General features: G+C 38.7%; 14 protein-coding genes. 11 read left to right on the top strand and 3 right to left on the bottom strand.

The features are described from left to right. Positions 1-13 precede the first annotated feature (13 nt). Genes H513_RS0114050 through H513_RS0114030 form a run of 5 tightly spaced genes read left to right on the top strand, consistent with a single transcriptional unit; the run spans position 14 to position 8,884 of the window. A complete protein-coding gene (locus tag H513_RS0114050) occupies positions 14-934 on the top strand; it encodes a hypothetical protein (RefSeq protein ID WP_026801301.1) in 921 nt (306 codons plus the stop codon). Beyond that, a complete protein-coding gene (locus tag H513_RS20305) occupies positions 897-2,981 on the top strand; it encodes a VirB4 family type IV secretion system protein (protein ID WP_036803195.1) in 2,085 nt (694 codons plus the stop codon). Before H513_RS0114050 ends, H513_RS20305 begins: the two co-directional genes overlap by 38 nt. A gap of 13 nt (positions 2,982-2,994) precedes the next feature. Beyond that, entirely contained in the window at positions 2,995-6,360 is a 3,366-nt protein-coding gene (locus H513_RS0114040) for a hypothetical protein (RefSeq protein WP_026801300.1), read from the top strand. 3 nt (positions 6,361-6,363) lie between these two features. Next, a complete protein-coding gene (locus H513_RS20965; protein WP_161625310.1) occupies positions 6,364-8,217 on the top strand; it encodes a peptidoglycan DD-metalloendopeptidase family protein in 1,854 nt (617 codons plus the stop codon). A gap of 49 nt (positions 8,218-8,266) precedes the next feature. Further along, positions 8,267-8,884, top strand: coding sequence for a hypothetical protein (locus tag H513_RS0114030; RefSeq protein WP_026801299.1), 618 nt, complete (start codon positions 8,267-8,269; stop codon positions 8,882-8,884). A gap of 74 nt (positions 8,885-8,958) precedes the next feature. Here the strand turns inward: H513_RS0114030 and H513_RS0114025 are convergent, their stop codons facing one another. Together H513_RS0114025 and H513_RS0114020 are read right to left on the bottom strand one after the other, a co-directional pair. Next, positions 8,959-9,681, bottom strand: a complete 723-nt coding sequence (locus H513_RS0114025) for a hypothetical protein (RefSeq protein ID WP_026801298.1) — start codon at positions 9,679-9,681, stop codon at positions 8,959-8,961. Between the two features lie 28 nt (positions 9,682-9,709). Then, the gene (locus H513_RS0114020; RefSeq protein ID WP_026801297.1) at positions 9,710-10,681 is read right to left on the bottom strand and encodes a hypothetical protein; all 972 of its coding nucleotides are present in this window, start codon (positions 10,679-10,681) and stop codon (positions 9,710-9,712) included. Between the two features lie 259 nt (positions 10,682-10,940). On the opposite strand from H513_RS0114020, the gene H513_RS20960 reads away from it, so the two are divergent. The 6 genes from H513_RS20960 (at position 10,941) to H513_RS0113990 (ending at position 16,044) form a co-directional block, all read left to right on the top strand. After that, positions 10,941-11,651, top strand: coding sequence for a response regulator transcription factor (locus tag H513_RS20960; RefSeq protein ID WP_051240002.1), 711 nt, complete (start codon positions 10,941-10,943; stop codon positions 11,649-11,651). A gap of 88 nt (positions 11,652-11,739) precedes the next feature. After that, positions 11,740-12,051 (top strand): DUF2325 domain-containing protein, encoded by a 312-nt coding sequence (locus tag H513_RS0114010; protein ID WP_036803191.1) that lies wholly within the window; start codon positions 11,740-11,742, stop codon positions 12,049-12,051. A gap of 3 nt (positions 12,052-12,054) precedes the next feature. Next, positions 12,055-14,259, top strand: coding sequence for a type IA DNA topoisomerase (locus tag H513_RS0114005; protein ID WP_081658298.1), 2,205 nt, complete (start codon positions 12,055-12,057; stop codon positions 14,257-14,259). 70 nt (positions 14,260-14,329) lie between these two features. Beyond that, positions 14,330-14,710, top strand: coding sequence for a hypothetical protein (locus tag H513_RS0114000; protein WP_154655258.1), 381 nt, complete (start codon positions 14,330-14,332; stop codon positions 14,708-14,710). 18 nt (positions 14,711-14,728) lie between these two features. Further along, positions 14,729-15,289: a restriction endonuclease gene (locus H513_RS0113995; RefSeq protein ID WP_233422723.1), complete on the top strand. Its 561-nt coding sequence runs from the start codon at positions 14,729-14,731 to the stop codon at positions 15,287-15,289. Positions 15,290-15,339: 50 nt separating this feature from the next. After that, positions 15,340-16,044 carry a M50 family metallopeptidase gene (locus H513_RS0113990; protein WP_026801292.1) on the top strand — a complete coding sequence of 235 codons (705 nt, stop codon included), beginning with the start codon at positions 15,340-15,342 and terminating at the stop codon, positions 16,042-16,044. A 70-nt stretch (positions 16,045-16,114) separates the two neighbouring features. On the opposite strand, the gene H513_RS20955 is transcribed toward H513_RS0113990, so the two are convergent. Continuing rightward, positions 16,115-17,290, bottom strand: a complete 1,176-nt coding sequence (locus H513_RS20955; RefSeq protein WP_051239999.1) for a replication initiation protein — start codon at positions 17,288-17,290, stop codon at positions 16,115-16,117. Positions 17,291-17,742 lie beyond the last annotated feature (452 nt).

The raw sequence follows: 17,742 nt of genomic DNA, 5'->3' as shown, positions 1-17,742 counted from the left end.
TGGAGTGATAATGATGGGTTTACTCATTTATTCTATTGTGTTTGGACTTGGCGGTTGGGTGTTTTGGCGGTATATGTCTAAAGAGCCAATCCTCCCATGGTCCAACAAGAAATCCCAAAGTAAGAAGGATGTAAGCAAAAGTGGCGCTCCCCCTTCTAAAAACCATAAACGTTCAAAGAAAAAGAATTCCCCTGACGACTATGAAGAAGTGGAACCAAACTTGTTTCAACACTTCCTGGAAGACATGGAGGGGATTACAGACCATATGATTCGTTTAGTGAATAACGAATTTGTCTTAATCGCAGAAGCTATCCCTGTGAACTACCATCTGTTGAGTCAACATGAGCAAGAATCAATTGATAACGAAGTGGAACGATGGTTGTCCAAATTGGACTATCCTACAAAGCCATATTTCCAAAACCGATATATCGATTTAACTGAACCAATTGAAGAAATAAAAAACAACTTAAATTCCCAAGACGATATCCCCGAAGCAGCTTATAGATATGGAATCTCCATGATGGAGGATCTAGCAGAATTCCAAGCGCGTACTCCAAGATACGAAACAAAACGCTACATTATCTTTAATTATCAAGTTCCTGTTAGTGAGATTGAAGCGGATTCCGACGAAGAGTTGGAGGAGAGAATCTTAGACAAAGCTTTCCAAGAACTATACAGGCGTTACAACACCGCTAAATCTAGTCTCGGCAAAGGAAAGATTGGCTTAGAACTTCTTACAAGTGACGGAATAGTTGGGTTGCTGTACTACACGTTTAACCGGAAAAAAGCGGTCAAACACCGTTTCAAAGATATTGTTGAAAGAGAAAAGCTTGCCCTTTATCCAACGGCTGTACAAGAGCAACGAAAAATCGAGTTAGTTAAGGAGATGATTGAGAATGGCTCCCACGAAGAAGACGAAGAAACAGCAAGTTAATAAACGTAAGTCAAAGAAGAAGCAGCAACAGAACGAAGAAGAGGAAGAGGTTATTGACTATCAACTTGATAGTCAACCTACGTTTTGGGACTTAATTGCCCCTGAAGGCATTTCAATTAAAGAAGAAGATAGAGGGGTTATCAAACAATCGCTAGGAAGTAAAACTCACTTTCGTCCTCTCTATATTCCAAGAGAAGGGTATCCAAGAAAGCTTCAAACTAATTGGCTTAATTCTATGTTTTCTTCTGGTGAAGTAGATGTTCTAGTCGATATTCATAAAGTAAATAAGTCCAATGCAATGCGTTCACTACAAAAGCAAATGACGATGTTGCAATCAAACTTAAGTTGGCAACAGAAGCGCGGAAACATTGATTCAATCCAGGAGTATCGGACGAAGATACAAGATACTGAAATTCTAATGGAAGAGATTCAATTCAGTGAGAATGATATGTTTATGACTAGTGTCATGGCTACACTCTACGCTGAGGATGAGAAGGCCTTAAACCGCTACAGTGAAGCTCTTGATGATGAGTTCAACGGTAAGTTCTTCACCTTGGCCACCGCCTTCTCAAGAGTCAAAGACGCTTTTAGAAGCACATTGCCAATCGGTAAAAATTATCTCAAAGATACTTATCGTAATATTGATCGTCGAGCTTTATCTACATTTGGGTTCTTTACGAGCGGAAGTGGTCGTTACATAGGCGGTGTACCCATTGGGATTAATATGATTGAAGGTCATCTTGAATTTATCAATTCGTTCGGTAATGAAGAATACAAGCCACAAAATTACAATATGGGCATATTCGGCATACCAGGAAGCGGTAAATCTCTAGCAATGAAACTCAAGATTGCAAGGGAAATGGCTGGCGGAAACGTGTGGGCAGTTGTGATAGATCCCGAAGGCGAATTTAGGAAATTGACGCGAAGGATGGGTGGAATTAACCTCGACATTTCAGAAGAATCCGACGTTGTAATTAACCCATGTTCCATTAACTTTTCAGATGTTCCTCTTGATGATAAAGATTCTGATGAACTTGAACTTTTGTATGAAGACGATGAACGAGAAGTAATTGAGCGGGAAGGCCGACAATATCTTCGTTTTGTTCCTGTAAGAGAAAAGCTCAATGAGCTGTTAGACTTCTTCGATATTATTGTTCGAGGTAAGGATGATAGAGGGCTTGATGTTTTTGAACGTGACTATTTAGAGAAAGCCATCAGCTACGTATATTATGAGCTTCACAAAATTACTACACACCCAGATTCACTTTTCCAAGAAGGTATTCGTGAGGTAGATGGTCAGCTTATTCAATCACAAGTCAGAAAGCCGGAACCAGAACTTATGGAAATTTACAATATATTAGAGAAACAATACGGTGAAGAACCGAGATCACAGCGACTACTTGCAGCAATGCGTCCATTTCTACGTACAGGATCCAAACCGATTTTTGACGGCCAAACCAACCTTGGGAGAGGCGTCAACCAATCCTTAGAATCTTCTAGACTTGTTAACTTTAATATTTCAGATATGGAAGAGGGTTTTCTTCGTCCCGTTGCATTCCATGTGCTCTTAAATTATAGCTGGGAATACTTCGCTAAAAACAGTGACAATGCGACAAAAAAGAAGTTTATTTACAGCGATGAAATCTGGCAATTCGTTGATAATGAACAAACCGTATCCTTCTATGAACGCCTAGCTCGTAGGTCAAGAAAACGTAACTGTGGTTTGGTCTTTGCTAGTCAGGACTTTGTTAGATTGTTAGAGAATAAGAAGGCTCGCGGTATTGTGACTTCCACATTTACGACTTTATTCATGCAACAAAACACCATTGACCTAGCTAAGATTAAAGAGAATTTCGATTTAACAGATGGTGAAATAGACATCTTATTTGGTAACCCAGCTAAAGGGGAAGGGATTCTCCGCTATGGTGATAACCGAATATGGTTAAGAACAAACCCTAGTGAAGATGAACTTACCTTTATCGAGAGTAATGAAGCTGTTTTACAAGAGCGAGAAAAACGTAAGAAACTGTTATCTAGACAAGGTTAAAGGGGGAAAATCTATGTCGGCGTTATTTGAGATTCTAGTAGATATCTTAGTTGACTTCTTTAAACCCTTTTTTGAAAAGATTGGAGAAGCTCTATTTGGATTTCGTTCTCTTATCTTCGGAGATAAAGAAGACCTTGTTTATAGTACCTTTGCGGAATCAGATTTAGAGAACGTAATTGGTCCGGGTATGAACATGTTTACCGTCATTTCTACAATCTTTGTCTTATTTGGGATATTGTATACGGGCTTTCAGATATCCAAGGCGGGAATAAATCCTGGTAATAGAACATCTTTAATACAATCAATTACTGATTGGGTTTTAGTAGCGTTTGTTATCGTTAACTTAGGTACGTTATTAGATATAGTTTTCACTACGAACACTGCGTTTGTAGATTTCTTCGGAAAAGCAGTAGAGGACGTTGAAGATAGTGACACAAACTTAGTCCCTGAAGATGATATTTTATGGTGGTTATTAATAAAACTTGTTGAAATTGGACTATCTTTATGGGCAACGGTCTATTACGGCATGAGATCTCTATCTTTAATGATACTTACTATTACACTACCTGCTATTATTGCGTTTTGGTTATTCCCTCAAACAAAATCGATAGTGACGACTTGGATTAAGGAAATTATCGGGACAACTTTTGTACAATCTGTACATGCAGTGCTCTTCTTCATTATCACCGCATCTTCAATGACCGATTCGGGGTCAAACTTGGAGTTTCAGCAACTAATTATGATGATTATCTTTATTCCTACAGGTGAATCGATAAAAGGTTTACTAGGTATGGGTGGTTCACTTCACGGAACGATGAGCAAAACGGGTGCAATGTTTGGAATGAGCGCACTATCAGGGGCTTATGGATCAATTAAAGGTGCAATGGATGGTAAAGGTGTATACGAATCACTGAAATCTGCAGGTTCTAAAGCCAAGAATCAAGCTAAAGATGCAAATAGTATGAACGCTAATTCTAGCGGTGAAGGTGATATTGCAGACACTCGAGCCAATCGAATGCTTAGCGCTGGGGAGATTTTTTCTAAAGGCGGAAAAGCAGTGGCTGGGGCAGCTGGGTCAGTTGCTGGTTCTGCGTTAGGACCTGCTGGCTCTATTGCAGGAGCAACAGCAGGTAGTGCCGTTGGCGGTGCAGTAGGTGGAGCCACCGGAAGAGTTGCTTATAGCGTCGGTTCAACCCTGTCTAGAAGTGCTAAAGACGGGATTGAAGGGGCTAAGAAAGAGATGAATGACGGATTATTAGCGGATGAAATTGCTGATAACCAAGTAAGCCAGTGGGCCGCTGATGAAAATGGTGGCATGGAGAAGTTCAATGAGCTAAAAGAACGTGGGTTTACCGGAGACAAACTTGAAAGTGCCTGGAATGCAGAAAAACGGAATAAGAGAAAAGAGTTTAAGAAACAGGCTCTATCCGACTTAGAAAGCTTCAACAGTAGCACAGATTATGCAGATGGCAATTCCCTTGTTCAAAACGTAGCAAATGAACAGACAGACAGTTGGGCCAATAGGAATGAAAGTCAATTCAAATCTGATTTAAAAAACAATCATCCTCAAATGTCGGACGACGAAATCCAACAACAATGGGAAGATAAGCTACGATTTAAACGTAATGATATTCTCTCTGTTACTCAAGACGCTGCACAAGAAGTAAATGGTGGAGAAGCGCTTAAAGAAGGTCAACAAATAGATAGAAAACAGTTTGTTGATACCGCTACAAAAGGACTCCAAAACCTAGAGAACCAAGAGATAGATAACGCATATTTTGCTCAATTAGAAAAGAATGGTCGTTCTGTAGACCGTTCTGATCCTAACATTCAGCAAGAAGCTGAAAGTGCTCGATTTAAGGATAGCAATTACCTCACTTCTCAAGATGAAATTGCAACAGGTGTTAATAATTCATCGAAAAGGGTTGAGGGTGGAAAAGGTATTGCAACAGGTGGAAAAGTTAACGTTGAAGCCGCTTCTCGCCACATGGCTAGTGAAATGACAAACCGTCAAAAGCAAGAATTCATAGATGCTGGAAATTCACATCAAGATTGGGAAGCTATTGAAGGTCAGGAATATCAAAAGAACTTGAGTCATGCTAAAGCTGTAATGCCTGAACAAGCCAAGTCGAATCCTAATTACTCGAACAAAATCCTCCAAACAGGCGCGGTTAAATTACAGGGGGCAGCTCGTGTCACAAAAGGTGCTACAAAAGGGTTTGCTAGTGGGCTATATGAACACTCCGGTGCTAAAGGAGTTGTGGAGGATAGTAAGGTTGTTGCAGCAACCAAAAGCGCTACTGAAGCCTTTAAAACCAATGCTGTCCATGCTTCACATCAAACAGGAGAACATGGTGGTGGAGTCATTACCTCTCAAATAGCAGGAGTCTCTTCTGGAACAGTTGCAGCTGTCAAAGAAGGATTCAATACTTTTAAGAATCATGAACCAGAAAGCGCTATTGAAAGACACACGAATTCGAGAAATAGAAGGGCGTACGTTCGTGGTACGTTTGGCGGTCAAAGCGGATATCAAAAGTCCTACCAACGTAGTGAACAAAAGGGTAGATTTAAAAAGGCTGCTGAACAGGAAGCGCTGGAAATTGGAGAGATTGCGAACCAAGTCAAAACGGAAACCACATTCAACCCTAAAACTCAACAACCGGAAACATCAATGGCAGATGGTGCGTTGAAGACGGTTGTTACTAGAGAGAAATCATATGTTCAAATGGTTAACAATCAAGGTGAAACGAAGATTGTTTCTCAAATAGGTGCAGGTGATCCCTCCCTTAAGAAAGGTGAAAAGGTCTATCAAGATATTGAGATTGTCGATAATCAACTAACTCCAAGCACTCCATACTACAATTCGGATTCGAGTGGAGGAAAAGTGTTAGTCGAGAGCCAGCCAAATGTGAACGTGAACAAACTTGTAGGGAATAAAACACTTCCGCAAAAACAGTACAAACAGCAACAAGAACATATCCCTATGAGTCCATCAGTTGATAATCGCCAATATACTATGTCAGACATTAAAGATAACAGCGGTAGCGACAATTATCAGTATGTTGTTGAAAAAGATAGAAGCTATGTAGTTATGGAAAATAAGAATGGTGAACAAGTTCGTGTAAGCCCATATGGAAAAGGAGATAACTCCTTTAATAACAACCAAAGAAATACAACAAGAATGGAGATTAAGAATAACCAATTTGTATTATCTACAGGTGAACAAAACACTGTTTTTGATGATGGTGAAGGCAAGGTAGCTGAAACTACGTATACACCGAACCATGACCCTAATGAATTAATACCAGAACGCCCTAACAAAAGGTTCATTCGACGTCAGCAATTAGAAGAAGAGCGTTTTACTAATGTGGGGGTGTAGATGATGAATACCCCTCCTCAAAAAGAGGAAAGTACCCTCTCGCAAGTTGCAAAGGATAGAGCAAAGAAAGCATTGAGAAAGAAAAGAAATAAGGTAATGAAAAAAGGGGCTAAAGCAGTTGCGAAAGCAGCTGCTAGAGCCATAAGCGTACTATTTAAAGCTGTGGTTAGCTTTCTTTCGACTTTAGGACTTCCTACAATAGCGTTCGTTTTAGGTAGTATACTCCTTGCGGTGGTTGTTTGGCTTTTACTTACCTCAGTTTTCACCTTTGGCTTTTTTGATAATACGGAGGAGGATGTATTAGGTGATGAGGATCAAGTTGCAGTACATGAGAAGATTGTTGAAGAAATTGAAAGTTCATATGATGAAGGGGTCGGAAGTGCTGAATACTACCGAGTGCCTCCAGCCTTGGTAAGTGCAATAATTCAAATATATCGAGAAGAACAACAGGAGAACGGAAAGAGTATTAATCAAGTTATAGAAGATGTTGTTGCAGAACTTACACCTGACCTAGAGTATGAAAGCTACACAAATAAGTACGAATGGGAAGAAAAAACATGTGAACGTGTCGAAGAGGAACATGAACCTGATGAGGAGCCTACTTATACCATAGAGTGCGAAACCAATAGCGGCAGTGAAGACCTGGACCCAACTGAATTTATGATTGAGGGTAAGACTTGGAATAGACACATTAGTTATTCTCTTGAACCTAGCTGGGGAGCCTGGAATACCGACAACACTGAGCATGGTGGATATTATAAACGTCGTTACTATGTTCATGAAGTTATAGAATCAGAAGTTTCAACTGACTTTAAGGAATTGGACGATTACTTAAATTCCATAGGATTTAAACAACAAGATAAGGCAATGATTGAAGCTCTATACGAGAGCACCTCACAAGAGAATATGGGGTATACGGAATGGCTAGGAACCAACTCACCTGGATCCTTTTCTCATGCGGTCTGTACAAAGGACGGAGAAGTCGATATGGCTGTCTTTAGTTCAGAATTTGACGATGAAGGAGTATTTACTAATAGAGAGCAAGACCTTATTGATGCTGCTGAGAAATACAATATAGACCCTGTCTTGTTTGCAGCAATAGCTCTTTTTGAAACCACCAGAGGTACTAGTGACAAGGTTGTGAATTACAACAATCCTGGGGGAGTTTATAATTCGTCGAAAGGAGATTTTTATAAATATTCTTCGCTTTCTGAAGGTATAGATGCAATGGCGAAGAACCTAAAAAATAGATATTACGATAGAGGTATCTTTACAATAGAAGATATCGGAGCAGTGTACGCGCCTATAAATGCAACAAATGATCCTACGGGGCTGAATGCAAACTGGGTGCCCGGTATCACCGCTATGGCTAATCAATTAGGCGGACTCATCATGCACTGTGAAGAAATGACTGATAGCATAAATGCAGGAGAGATGCCCGAACTTTCCGAAGGGACTTTCACTAGTCCTACTACTGGTTATGTAACATCTACTTTTAGAAGCGCTAGCCGTCCTGATCATCACGGCGTTGACATTGGGGCAGGACAAAAAAATGTTCCAATTGTAGCAGTAGCGGATGGAATCGTAGCACGTTCCTATCTCTCATCAAGTTATGGACACACCGTAATTATTACTCACAACATTGATGGGAAAACCTATCAATCTTTGTATGCTCATATGACTGGTCGGAATGTCTTTACGGGGAACACGGTTAGTAAAGGACAGTTACTGGGGCATATGGGGAATACAGGACGTTCTCAAGGGATTCATCTTCACTTTGAGCTACACGTAGGTTCATGGAATACAAGTAAAAGTAATGCAATAGATCCCGCATTAGCTGGGGTACCACTTCCCTAAATTACAATAAAACCTTTAAAAACGAAGCGATAATGTCAGGGGGGATTTAATGAGGTTAAAGGTTGCAATTCTAACTATAATATCTGTGAGTTTAATAGCTTTAGCTATAATGGGCGTCTATGTATATTATGAAAACCATAGAATAGGTGAAGCATTAAACTTAAAAGAAAAGACAGAAGTTGTTAATGATGTAAAAGATTTGCACCGCACTCAAGAACAAGCTGCATCTTGGATAGATAAAGATGATATTGGTCATGATGAAGCAACTACTAGTCAAAAACAGGTTGCGCAAGAATTAAGAGAACCTGAAAATGTATTGGCACTGATGGCTAACTCATTATTTGAGGAAGACGTTGAGCTCTTTTCAAAAGTTTTTGAAGCAGGACAACTGTCTAGCGACCTTTTAGAGTCTGATAATGCGAATAAAATAGAAGTACTAGAAGAACTTATGCAGGCAATCTCCAGGGATGGTTCCCTTGAAGACATAGCTTTGGTTGATGAAGGTTATACGAAAGATTCATATCGAACTAAAGTATCTTTCTTATACAGTGATGGTATTCATAGGAGAGTTGACTTACACATGAATTACAGTGGAGAAGATGATAAAGAAGTAAGAGTCTTGATGATAACCGATAGCCTTTGGGACATAGCTAATCAGATAAACTAAAAGAAGAGGGGATATATCAAAAATTGGTATATCCTCTCTTCTTTTATAATCTCGACTTATAGAAAAGTCAACTTTTAAGTGTGAATTAGTGATTTAACTTTATTCCAGTTACCAAACGTGCGGTAATATTCTTGGGATTTAGGCAAATGATGGGCTTGCGAATACTCATCCCATTCTTTTTTCGTAGTAAAGGCATGTTCATGCTCTCGAGCTATTTTTAGAAGGTCCTCCTTGGTTCGTCCGAATAAGCGCTTCTTAAATTTAAACCAACCACCAAAACGCCTGTGAAACGTTACCGACTTTGGATAACCGTTCTCTTTGGCAAACTCGTCCCACTCTTCCCTTGAAGTTAAGTATTCCTTGTACTCATTCGCCAATTGTAGTAACTCTTCATCTGTGTAAGCACTGTAAGGAACGCCAGCGATCTCTTGAATGTCTTTCCACTTAAACTTGTGGTAGTAGAACACTTCATATACTGGAAGTTGGTTCTTGCGCGCATACTCATTCCAGACACTCTTAGAGGTAAAGAAATCGCTATGTTCCTTAATAATGTTAATCAACTTCTTTTGGTCATATACCTTATTTGGACTTCCTTCTCTGGATTTAGCAGGTATACCTAAGCTTTCCTTAAATTCATTCCAACTACCGAAAGTATGGCCGAGGATGCGTGAAGTAGGTAAGTCGTTTGCCCTCGCATATTCATCCCATTCCTTAACGGTAGTAACGTGTTGGATGTGCGGTTTAGTAATCCTTAACAGCATATCCGGTGAACGGCTATTCTTACGTTTACCCGTCATTCAATCCCGCCTTTAACTTCTTAGGTCTTTATATAGTCTGATATTTAGTTTGTAGTTCTTTCAATTCTAACTTGATTTGTTCCACTTGTTTCGGATAATCCGTTCTATTAGGGTCGTTTGCTTGATGTAGTTTATCTAATAGTTCCTCTAATTTGTTATTATATTCGTCCGTATGCTTCTCCCATTCTTGGTCTACATATTCTTTGAAGCTAATGAGTAATGGGTTTTTTCTGTTCCAGGGATCGCGATATTCAGTAAGGGAATTAGATTTGGCATAGTCGGTTACATACTCTATCAAATGACTAAATTTAGGCTCAATAATATAGTCAAAGTCATTTACATCTAATAATTGTAACGGTTCTTTCATTTGAAAAGGTGCAAATCTATACTTATAGTCATTTCTATATCTATAAACATCCACTCTTTGCCCTTTTATGAACTCTTCTTCTCCTGGTTCAGCAAGATGAGGAACGATAATGAAATCGCGGTCATCTTTCGTTACACCTATGTAAAATGGAGAATTCTCTTTAGTCGGCATGCGGTTCATTTCTTTTACAACCACATCTTTATTTACTTCAGCTGTTTTCTTACAAAGTGTTTTCTTTTTCCAACGTTTTGTTCCTCTAATCCCGCTTAATACAAAGTGTAGGAGGATGAATGGAGATAATATTATAGTCATTACAGCCAAGTACAGATAACCAAAGAAAGGAATGATAGGTATAAGTATAATAGCCAGTAAACCTAACGCAAACATAACAATGGTCCCAATTATTAAAGTAACAAGGATGTTTTCAAAAGTTTGATCTGGACTATTAGTTATAAGCCCAATTTGCTCTAACAAAGGGATGACTTGAATAAAGTTTAAGACTGACACAACTTCTTCAAAGAAAAAGATGAAACCAGCTACAAGCAGCAAAGCTATAAGCCCTGGTAATCCACTTCTATATCCTTGTTTATACATTTGCCTTGCATGAAATAAGTGCAGTACATCATTTAACATGTTTTCACCTCATCTTTTGTAGTGTCATTCTTGTAATAAACTTAACCGAAAGTAAATAAAAAGTCAATTCTTGTATTCACCGCTTATTCCCGCTTCATATTGATATCAGGCAACATAAATAATATAATTAATTGGTGATATAAAAAGTAAAGAACAACAAAATTCAATAGATTAAGAGAGTCCCTCTATTTTTGTTCCATAGAACTTCCTTCTATGGTACTCGAGTAGGGGGATTTTTTTATGGAAAAAGGTGGTTCCTATGGCAATCCGCAACGTCGCGATTTTAGAAAAAGATGTAATATTGGCAGAAGGATTAAAGCGCATCCTAGAGATAGAGGGTAAAACGATAACAATATATCCGGAGATAAATACACCCACATTCATGAGTGACATAACAGAAGAGAATCCAGACTTAATATTAATGGTCCTGTCTAATATGCAGCCAAACAGCCAACGATTAATTGAAGAAATTCACTCAAAACTATTGCGTACTAAAATTATGATTTTATCTAAGGAAGAGAATCTCAATATCATACCAAACTTGCTTATGCACGGTGTGCAAGCTTTCCTTCCGAGTAACTTGAGTATACCGATATTTCTAGAAGCGATCTCCGTAATGGAAGATGGAGGAGTTTACCTTCATCACGATGCCACGAACTCTTTAGTGGAAGAATATTTAAAGATTAAGAGGAACAAACACGAAACAACAGTTACACATACTGAGGAAACTTTATATCAGTCAGACCTATTGTCCGTGAGAGAGGTAGAAATCCTGTATTTGTTGGCATATGGCTGTAAGGACCAAGAAATTGGAGACTCTCTCTATTTAAGTCATTTAACAGTAAAAAACCATGTGCACAGTATAAAAAGTAAGTTAGGTGCTCAAACACGTACAGCCGCAGTAACAAAAGGCATAACTCAAGGGATTATAGACTTTAATGTACTAAGAAAAAGAATGAACGAAAGTTAAATTATGTTTGACATCCTCCAATTACAGCATTAGAATACAACTCAATTAAACAATTGGTTAAAGTTATTACATAATTGGAGGAATAGAAATGAACAATACTAAAAAGACAATTGCAATCATCGGCGGAGACAATAAAAGAACTATTGAAAAGCTCGCTAAGAGAGAGGGAGTAAACGTACTACACCATGATGGGCACGTAAAAGGTGGAGGGAATAGAACCCTATATAAAAAGTACGTAAGAAAAGCGGATGTAGTAATCATCCTTCAAGGTGCATGTTGTCATGAATCCATGTATGCAATGAAGGATCTATGTAATGTTTACAGTAAGCCCATTGATTATCAAGAAGGACGTGGCATTACAGGTGCATTTAGCAAAGCAGTTACTTTATTATCCGCTTAGCTAATGAGGAATGAATCTATAAAAGACAAGGAAGTGGCATTACTATTGGGGAAGTCTCTAATCATTGCTGAAAAGGAAAAACAAATGCTTAAACTAGCTTCACCTTATAAACATGAAAGAAAAGGTCCATATATAGAAGCAGCACCTAGCTCCACTTTTCCGAATGGAGCTATTTTTGTACACTGTATCGGTCATCTATTTGAATTGAAATCACCCGCTGAATACAAAGAAGAGTGGGGAAAGTGGACGTTTGATAGTTTGCCTATTCTTCCTGAGAAGTTTCAATTCAAATTAAGTGATGAAAAGCACAAGAAGCGGGCATTTGATACGATTAAAAAGTTTGTCCATGATGACAGTGTTTCAGAGATTATCTTGGCCGCAGATGCTGGACGCGAAGGGGAGTACTTGGTAAGGAACGTAGTTCTCATGGCTGGTAACAAAAAGCCTTTGAAGAGACTATGGATAACTTCTCTCACGAAATCAGCAGTTAGCAAAGGGTTCATGGACTTAAAAGAAGATGCTTTCAGTATTAATTATTATCATGAAGCGCACGCTCGGTCAGTTTCCGACTGGCTAATCGGATTAAATGGTTCGAGAGCTTTTACAACGCTTCTCCAGAAGCATGGTTTTAAAAGGAACGTGTTTTCCATTGGTCGGGTGCAAACCCCCTTACTCAAGGTTTTAGTAGAAAGGGAGCTTGCAATTAAGGACTTCAAAAGCACACCTTATTATGAAGTGTGGGCTACGTTTAATTCCGATGGCCAGGTGTACAAAGGGAAATGCTTTAACTCTAAAGCGGACCGCTTAGATAAAAGAGAGGATGCTGATAAGGTGGCGTCTTTCTCCAAAGGAAAGCCTTCTACAGTCAAATCAGTTAAACAAGAATCGAAAAACGTCAGACCGCCTTATCTTTTGAATTTAGATAGCTTACTCACAATTGCTAATAGAAAGTATCAGTTCTCGCCAAATGAAGCTTTGGATATAGCTGAGTCTCTTTATTTAAAATCCTTTATCTCCTATCCCCGAAGCAACAGCAAGCATGTTACATCAGAAGAAGCCAGTGAGTTCCCTTCTGTGCTGAATAAATTGTCTTCATTAAACGAATATGGAGGTTTTCTTCCTAGTCCTATACAAGACATTTCGAGTGATAAACGATTTGTTGATGCTTCGAAGGTCGATGATCATTACGCAATTATCCCTACGGATACCATTCCAGACCTAGAAAACCTTACGTTAAATGAGAAGCGGATTTACGATATAATCGCTCGTTCCTTTATAGCTGCACATTATGATGACGCTGTAATAAGTAATACTGAAATCATCACCTCAGTGGCTGACAGGCTCTTCTATAAGACAAAAGGAACCGAGGTTATTCACGAAGGATGGAAGGTTGTATACAGCTCATTAGAAGACGAAGACTCAGATGGTGATAATGACGATATTAAACAGAAGATTCCTCCGCTTAAGGAAGGGGCAACTGGTACGGTAGAAGACGTGGAAACACTAGAAAAGAAGACGCAACCTCCAAAACGCTTCACCCTGGGGAATTTAATTAATGTGCTAAGTAATATTGGTAGCTACATAGAAGACAAGGAAGGCTACTCTAACAAGGATTTATCCTTGGGCACATCAGCTACTCGAGCTGGTATTATAGAAAAGTTAAGGACGAAACAATATATTGAGGTCAAGAAGAACAAGGTATTTGTCACAAGTATCGGTCTAACTCTAATCGATGCCATAGGGGACCATCTAATAACGTCTCCAATTATGACAGGGAAATGGGAAAGTTACTTAGAGGGGATAGGTAGCGGTAAAAAGCACAAGAAGCCATTCTTAGAGTCCTCGATGAAAGCCGCTTCAAACATCGTTAATCACGCTAAGACACGCTCATTACAATGGACGTTTGACGTTAATGAGGTAGAAGACTCTCTTACTGTTGGAAAATGCCCTCTGTGCGGTGAAAACGTTATCGAGCGCAAAGAGTTTTATGGATGCGATGGATATAGTTCTTCCGGGTGTCGTTTCTCCTTACCGAAAAAATTCTGTGGTAAGACGATTACCAAACCGAACATCAAGAAGTTACTCTCTGCGGGTAAAACCAACCTCATTAAAGGTTTTAAAGGAAAACGACCATTCGATGCTTACTTGTTATACGATAAGAAAGAAAACAAAATCAAACTTGAGTTTAATAACTCGAAAGTGAAGTAGAACCGCTTCATTTAAGCACTTGTATGTATTGTCAATGAACAGATAAAAGAGGGATCTGATGGAGTACAAGATGAAAAGAAGCTATATTTTAGATTGGTATAATTACATTCTTGAACAGAAGTCTGCAGACATTGAATGTGAAGTAGAAGTGATTGAGGAAACCATTAAAGAGAAAGGCCAATTAGCCTATACAGGCAAATTAAAAGATGGAGAGATTATCATATCACTAGATACCCTCCGAGCATTGCGTAGAGGGGGGCAGAAGCCTTTTGAGGAGGCTCTTGAACATTACACAACCGTCTTAAAAGAGAACAACCTCAGTTATTGTCTAACAGAAGAGAAAGAAGTGCATGTTAAAGCACCAAAGGAAGCACCGCCAACCACTGGAGTTCACAATGAAACAGAGAAAACAGAAGAAACGTTTAACCAACTATCCTTATTCCAGGATTAAGAAAGGTAGATGAAACAAATGGCTAAGTCTAAAAAAGACACCATGGATCCTTGGTCCGCTCTCGCTTTGTTCGTATTCATATCCCTAACGATGGTTTTCGGCTCAATTACCATGGCTTTAATTGGGTTGGTTATCGCATGGATAATCTTCATGTTCATATTGTCAGCAAAGAAAAAGCGGTATCAGAAGAAGCTTCGTTTATCGGGCATAGGGGATATAGACAAAATGGATGGGAACGAGTTTGAAAGGTACTTAGCCGAATTATTTAAGGCTCAAGGATATAATGTAAAGGTAACACCAGGTAGCGGTGATTATGGTGCTGATTTATTGCTTAAAGGAGAAGAAGGCATTATAGCTATTCAAGCCAAACGTTATTCAAAACCTGTAGGAATATCAGCTGTACAGGAATTGGCTGCAGCTAAAGCATATTACAGCGCAAAGGCCGGGTGGGTCGTTACAAACAGCAGATATACAAAGCCTGCCATGAATTTGGCGGTCCCCAACACGATACGACTAATCGAGCGTGAAGAATTGATAAATATGATTGTAGACCTAAAAAAGATTGAAGCTAAAAAGTGATGATGAATAATCTCACAAAAGGTACATAAATGCATGTAGGAAGTGATGAATTGTCTAACATAACCTTTATAAACGTTTTAGTCGTAACAATAATCGCTAAGATAGTTGTTCATTATATTGAAAGATACACGAATATAACCATTGGAACAAAGTTGCTTCAGTACTTGTCTAATTTTAATACCCTGTTCCATGAGCTGGGCCATGCATTGGTAGCTCTATTGCTTGGAAATCGGACAAGCCGGATTGAATTGTATTCTAATTCCGAAGGTGTAGCAATTTCACACACGATGAGTGGCATAAGAGGATGGATCCCTCGGATAATCGTTTCATTGGCTGGTTATCCATTCAGTTCATTCATCGCTTTCATTTCTATCTATCTAGTATCATCCGGTCACGTCGTAATCCTCTTATTTAGCTACTTGATCATAGTGCTGTTAAGTTTGCTTGTTTGGATTAGGAACATTTACGGGGCTTTTTGGTCGCTATCATTTATCGCCATGTTCTCCGCTTTAATTTACTATCAAGACCACTTATGGATCAATACTGTAATAACAGCGTTAGTTACTTTTCTGTTCTTGGAGTCAATCACGACTGCCCTAGGTATCCTACGTATGAGTTTGCGAACACCTAAAGAAGCAGGTGATACATCCTCACTGGCGTCTTATACTAAAATACCGGCCCCGTTTTGGGGAGTGCTATTTAGTATCCAAGCGCTTTACTTTGCTTATCAATCCATACAATTGGTAAATCTATAGAATAAAAAGTGCGAGCTATCTGAAATTAGATAACTCGCACTTTTTGTATACTGACGTAGTACTGCTCATGTTATAAGTTTTGTAGGTCTTTCAATAACTCCGCTGCTTCCTCAGAGGATGGATAATCTTTATCTTCTTTAGGAGACTCAGCTGTCTTATCTCCAAATAAGTCCAATTGTTGATTGTACCAACCTGGTATTATGTTGCGAGAGTGACTGGAAGGAACAGGCATACTTTCAACCACTCCTTCTTTAAACGCTAATTCGTATTTGGTTTGTAAGAGATGTATGACTAGACCAACTGGATTTTCGGTCTTATTGTTGGCATTGACATAAACCACAGCCTTCTCGAGCTCTTTATATGCCTGGTCTGCATATATTTGTGTTGCCATTTCTATACAACGATTGAAAGCTTGTCGGTCAAAGCTGTACCCTCTCTTTGAAGTAATCGAATTAATATGGTTGAAGAAGGTATCATCTGTTGTATGTATATTCTGAGGGACACCTTGTTTTGGTATTAGTTCTTGTGACTCTATGTTGTCATCTTTCTGTGATGATTTGTTGCTTTTTATAAAGAACCGAATCCCTACTACCTTTCTACCTTCTTTTATCTCTTCAAATTCAAAGGAAATATCCGTGTGTTCACTAAGTTCCTTTTGTGCTACTTTGAGGATCTTATTCTTAAAGTGGCCATACTGTTTATACTTGCCTGCATTCTCATCAACAAAACCCAACCATTCCCTCAAGGTCTGTAAACTAATTTCTCTTTGCTTGGTACGTATGTATTGATATTGCTTTAATAGCTCGTAAATACGTACTGAGTGAGCAGAACTTAAATGCAGAATATGTTGGAGATGATAAGTAGTAAAACGCTCCTTCAACTCTAGGAGGTAAGGTTTCAACTTATTCGATATTTCTAACTCAACCTCGCCCTCTTTGTCGAAGTATTCCGCACTCGCTAACCAATTGACTACTAACGTTGACTTTTCGGTGGGAATAGAGACGGTTTTCTCTTGTAAATCAGTAACAATCTTCTTTATATAGGTGTACATATCGCCTTTTACACCTATCATTTCAGCAAAATCTTTAACTTTAAACCTATACAGTTGGAAGTGCTGATCTGAAGGTTGCACCAAGCTTATTAGTGAAGAGATGATGCGATGTTCTTGTAAGGTTAATTTATATGTAGATTCAATTAATTCATTAGATTTCGTGACCTTATTTGTAACTTTAGGTTTGTTTAACAAAGTCTACACCACCAATCTATTATCACCATTATAACAAAGTAGTGATAGAAATAAAATTGGGTGATTACTGACGTAAAATTAGTGATAGTTAAGCGCAGTCTTATGTTGATAACCCGTATAATCAGTGATAGTTGACCAATATTTCCAGATGCGAACGTAAAATTAGTGATAATTCATCTTAAATAAGGGGGGAAACCTAAGAAAATAGCGTTGTCTCACCGCAAACCGTTCAAAGCGTAGAATTAGTGATACTTGGGTGGCAGAGGGTTATACTGGCGTAAAATTAGTGATAGTTAGCCAAAAAAGTGTGATATTGATGTAAGATTAGTGATAGTTCGATCTAAAGAAGCGATATTGACTATACAAACTCAAGTAATAAAGGTTGGTACTGACGTAAAATTAGTGATAGTTAAGCGATAAAGAGTGGTACTGACGTAAAATTAGTGATAGTT

The organism is Pontibacillus halophilus JSM 076056 = DSM 19796, assembly GCF_000425205.1.
Taxonomy (GTDB): domain Bacteria; phylum Bacillota; class Bacilli; order Bacillales; family BH030062; genus Pontibacillus_A; species Pontibacillus_A halophilus.
Note: the sequence above shows the minus strand (reverse complement) of the source record. Positions and strands in the feature narration are given on the sequence as shown.

What these genes read in the sequence shown, in the direction of transcription:
- H513_RS0114050 (WP_026801301.1), top strand. Translation starts at nt 14, where the DNA reads ATGGGTTTACTCATTTATTCTATTGTGTTTGGACTTGGCGGTTGGGTG.
- H513_RS20305 (WP_036803195.1), top strand. Translation starts at nt 897, where the DNA reads ATGGCTCCCACGAAGAAGACGAAGAAACAGCAAGTTAATAAACGTAAG.
- H513_RS0114040 (WP_026801300.1), top strand. Translation starts at nt 2,995, where the DNA reads ATGTCGGCGTTATTTGAGATTCTAGTAGATATCTTAGTTGACTTCTTT.
- H513_RS20965 (WP_161625310.1), top strand. Translation starts at nt 6,364, where the DNA reads ATGAATACCCCTCCTCAAAAAGAGGAAAGTACCCTCTCGCAAGTTGCA.
- H513_RS0114030 (WP_026801299.1), top strand. Translation starts at nt 8,267, where the DNA reads ATGAGGTTAAAGGTTGCAATTCTAACTATAATATCTGTGAGTTTAATA.
- H513_RS0114025 (WP_026801298.1), bottom strand. Translation starts at nt 9,681, where the DNA reads ATGACGGGTAAACGTAAGAATAGCCGTTCACCGGATATGCTGTTAAGG.
- H513_RS0114020 (WP_026801297.1), bottom strand. Translation starts at nt 10,681, where the DNA reads ATGTTAAATGATGTACTGCACTTATTTCATGCAAGGCAAATGTATAAA.
- H513_RS20960 (WP_051240002.1), top strand. Translation starts at nt 10,941, where the DNA reads ATGGCAATCCGCAACGTCGCGATTTTAGAAAAAGATGTAATATTGGCA.
- H513_RS0114010 (WP_036803191.1), top strand. Translation starts at nt 11,740, where the DNA reads ATGAACAATACTAAAAAGACAATTGCAATCATCGGCGGAGACAATAAA.
- H513_RS0114005 (WP_081658298.1), top strand. Translation starts at nt 12,055, where the DNA reads ATGAGGAATGAATCTATAAAAGACAAGGAAGTGGCATTACTATTGGGG.
- H513_RS0114000 (WP_154655258.1), top strand. Translation starts at nt 14,330, where the DNA reads ATGAAAAGAAGCTATATTTTAGATTGGTATAATTACATTCTTGAACAG.
- H513_RS0113995 (WP_233422723.1), top strand. Translation starts at nt 14,729, where the DNA reads ATGGCTAAGTCTAAAAAAGACACCATGGATCCTTGGTCCGCTCTCGCT.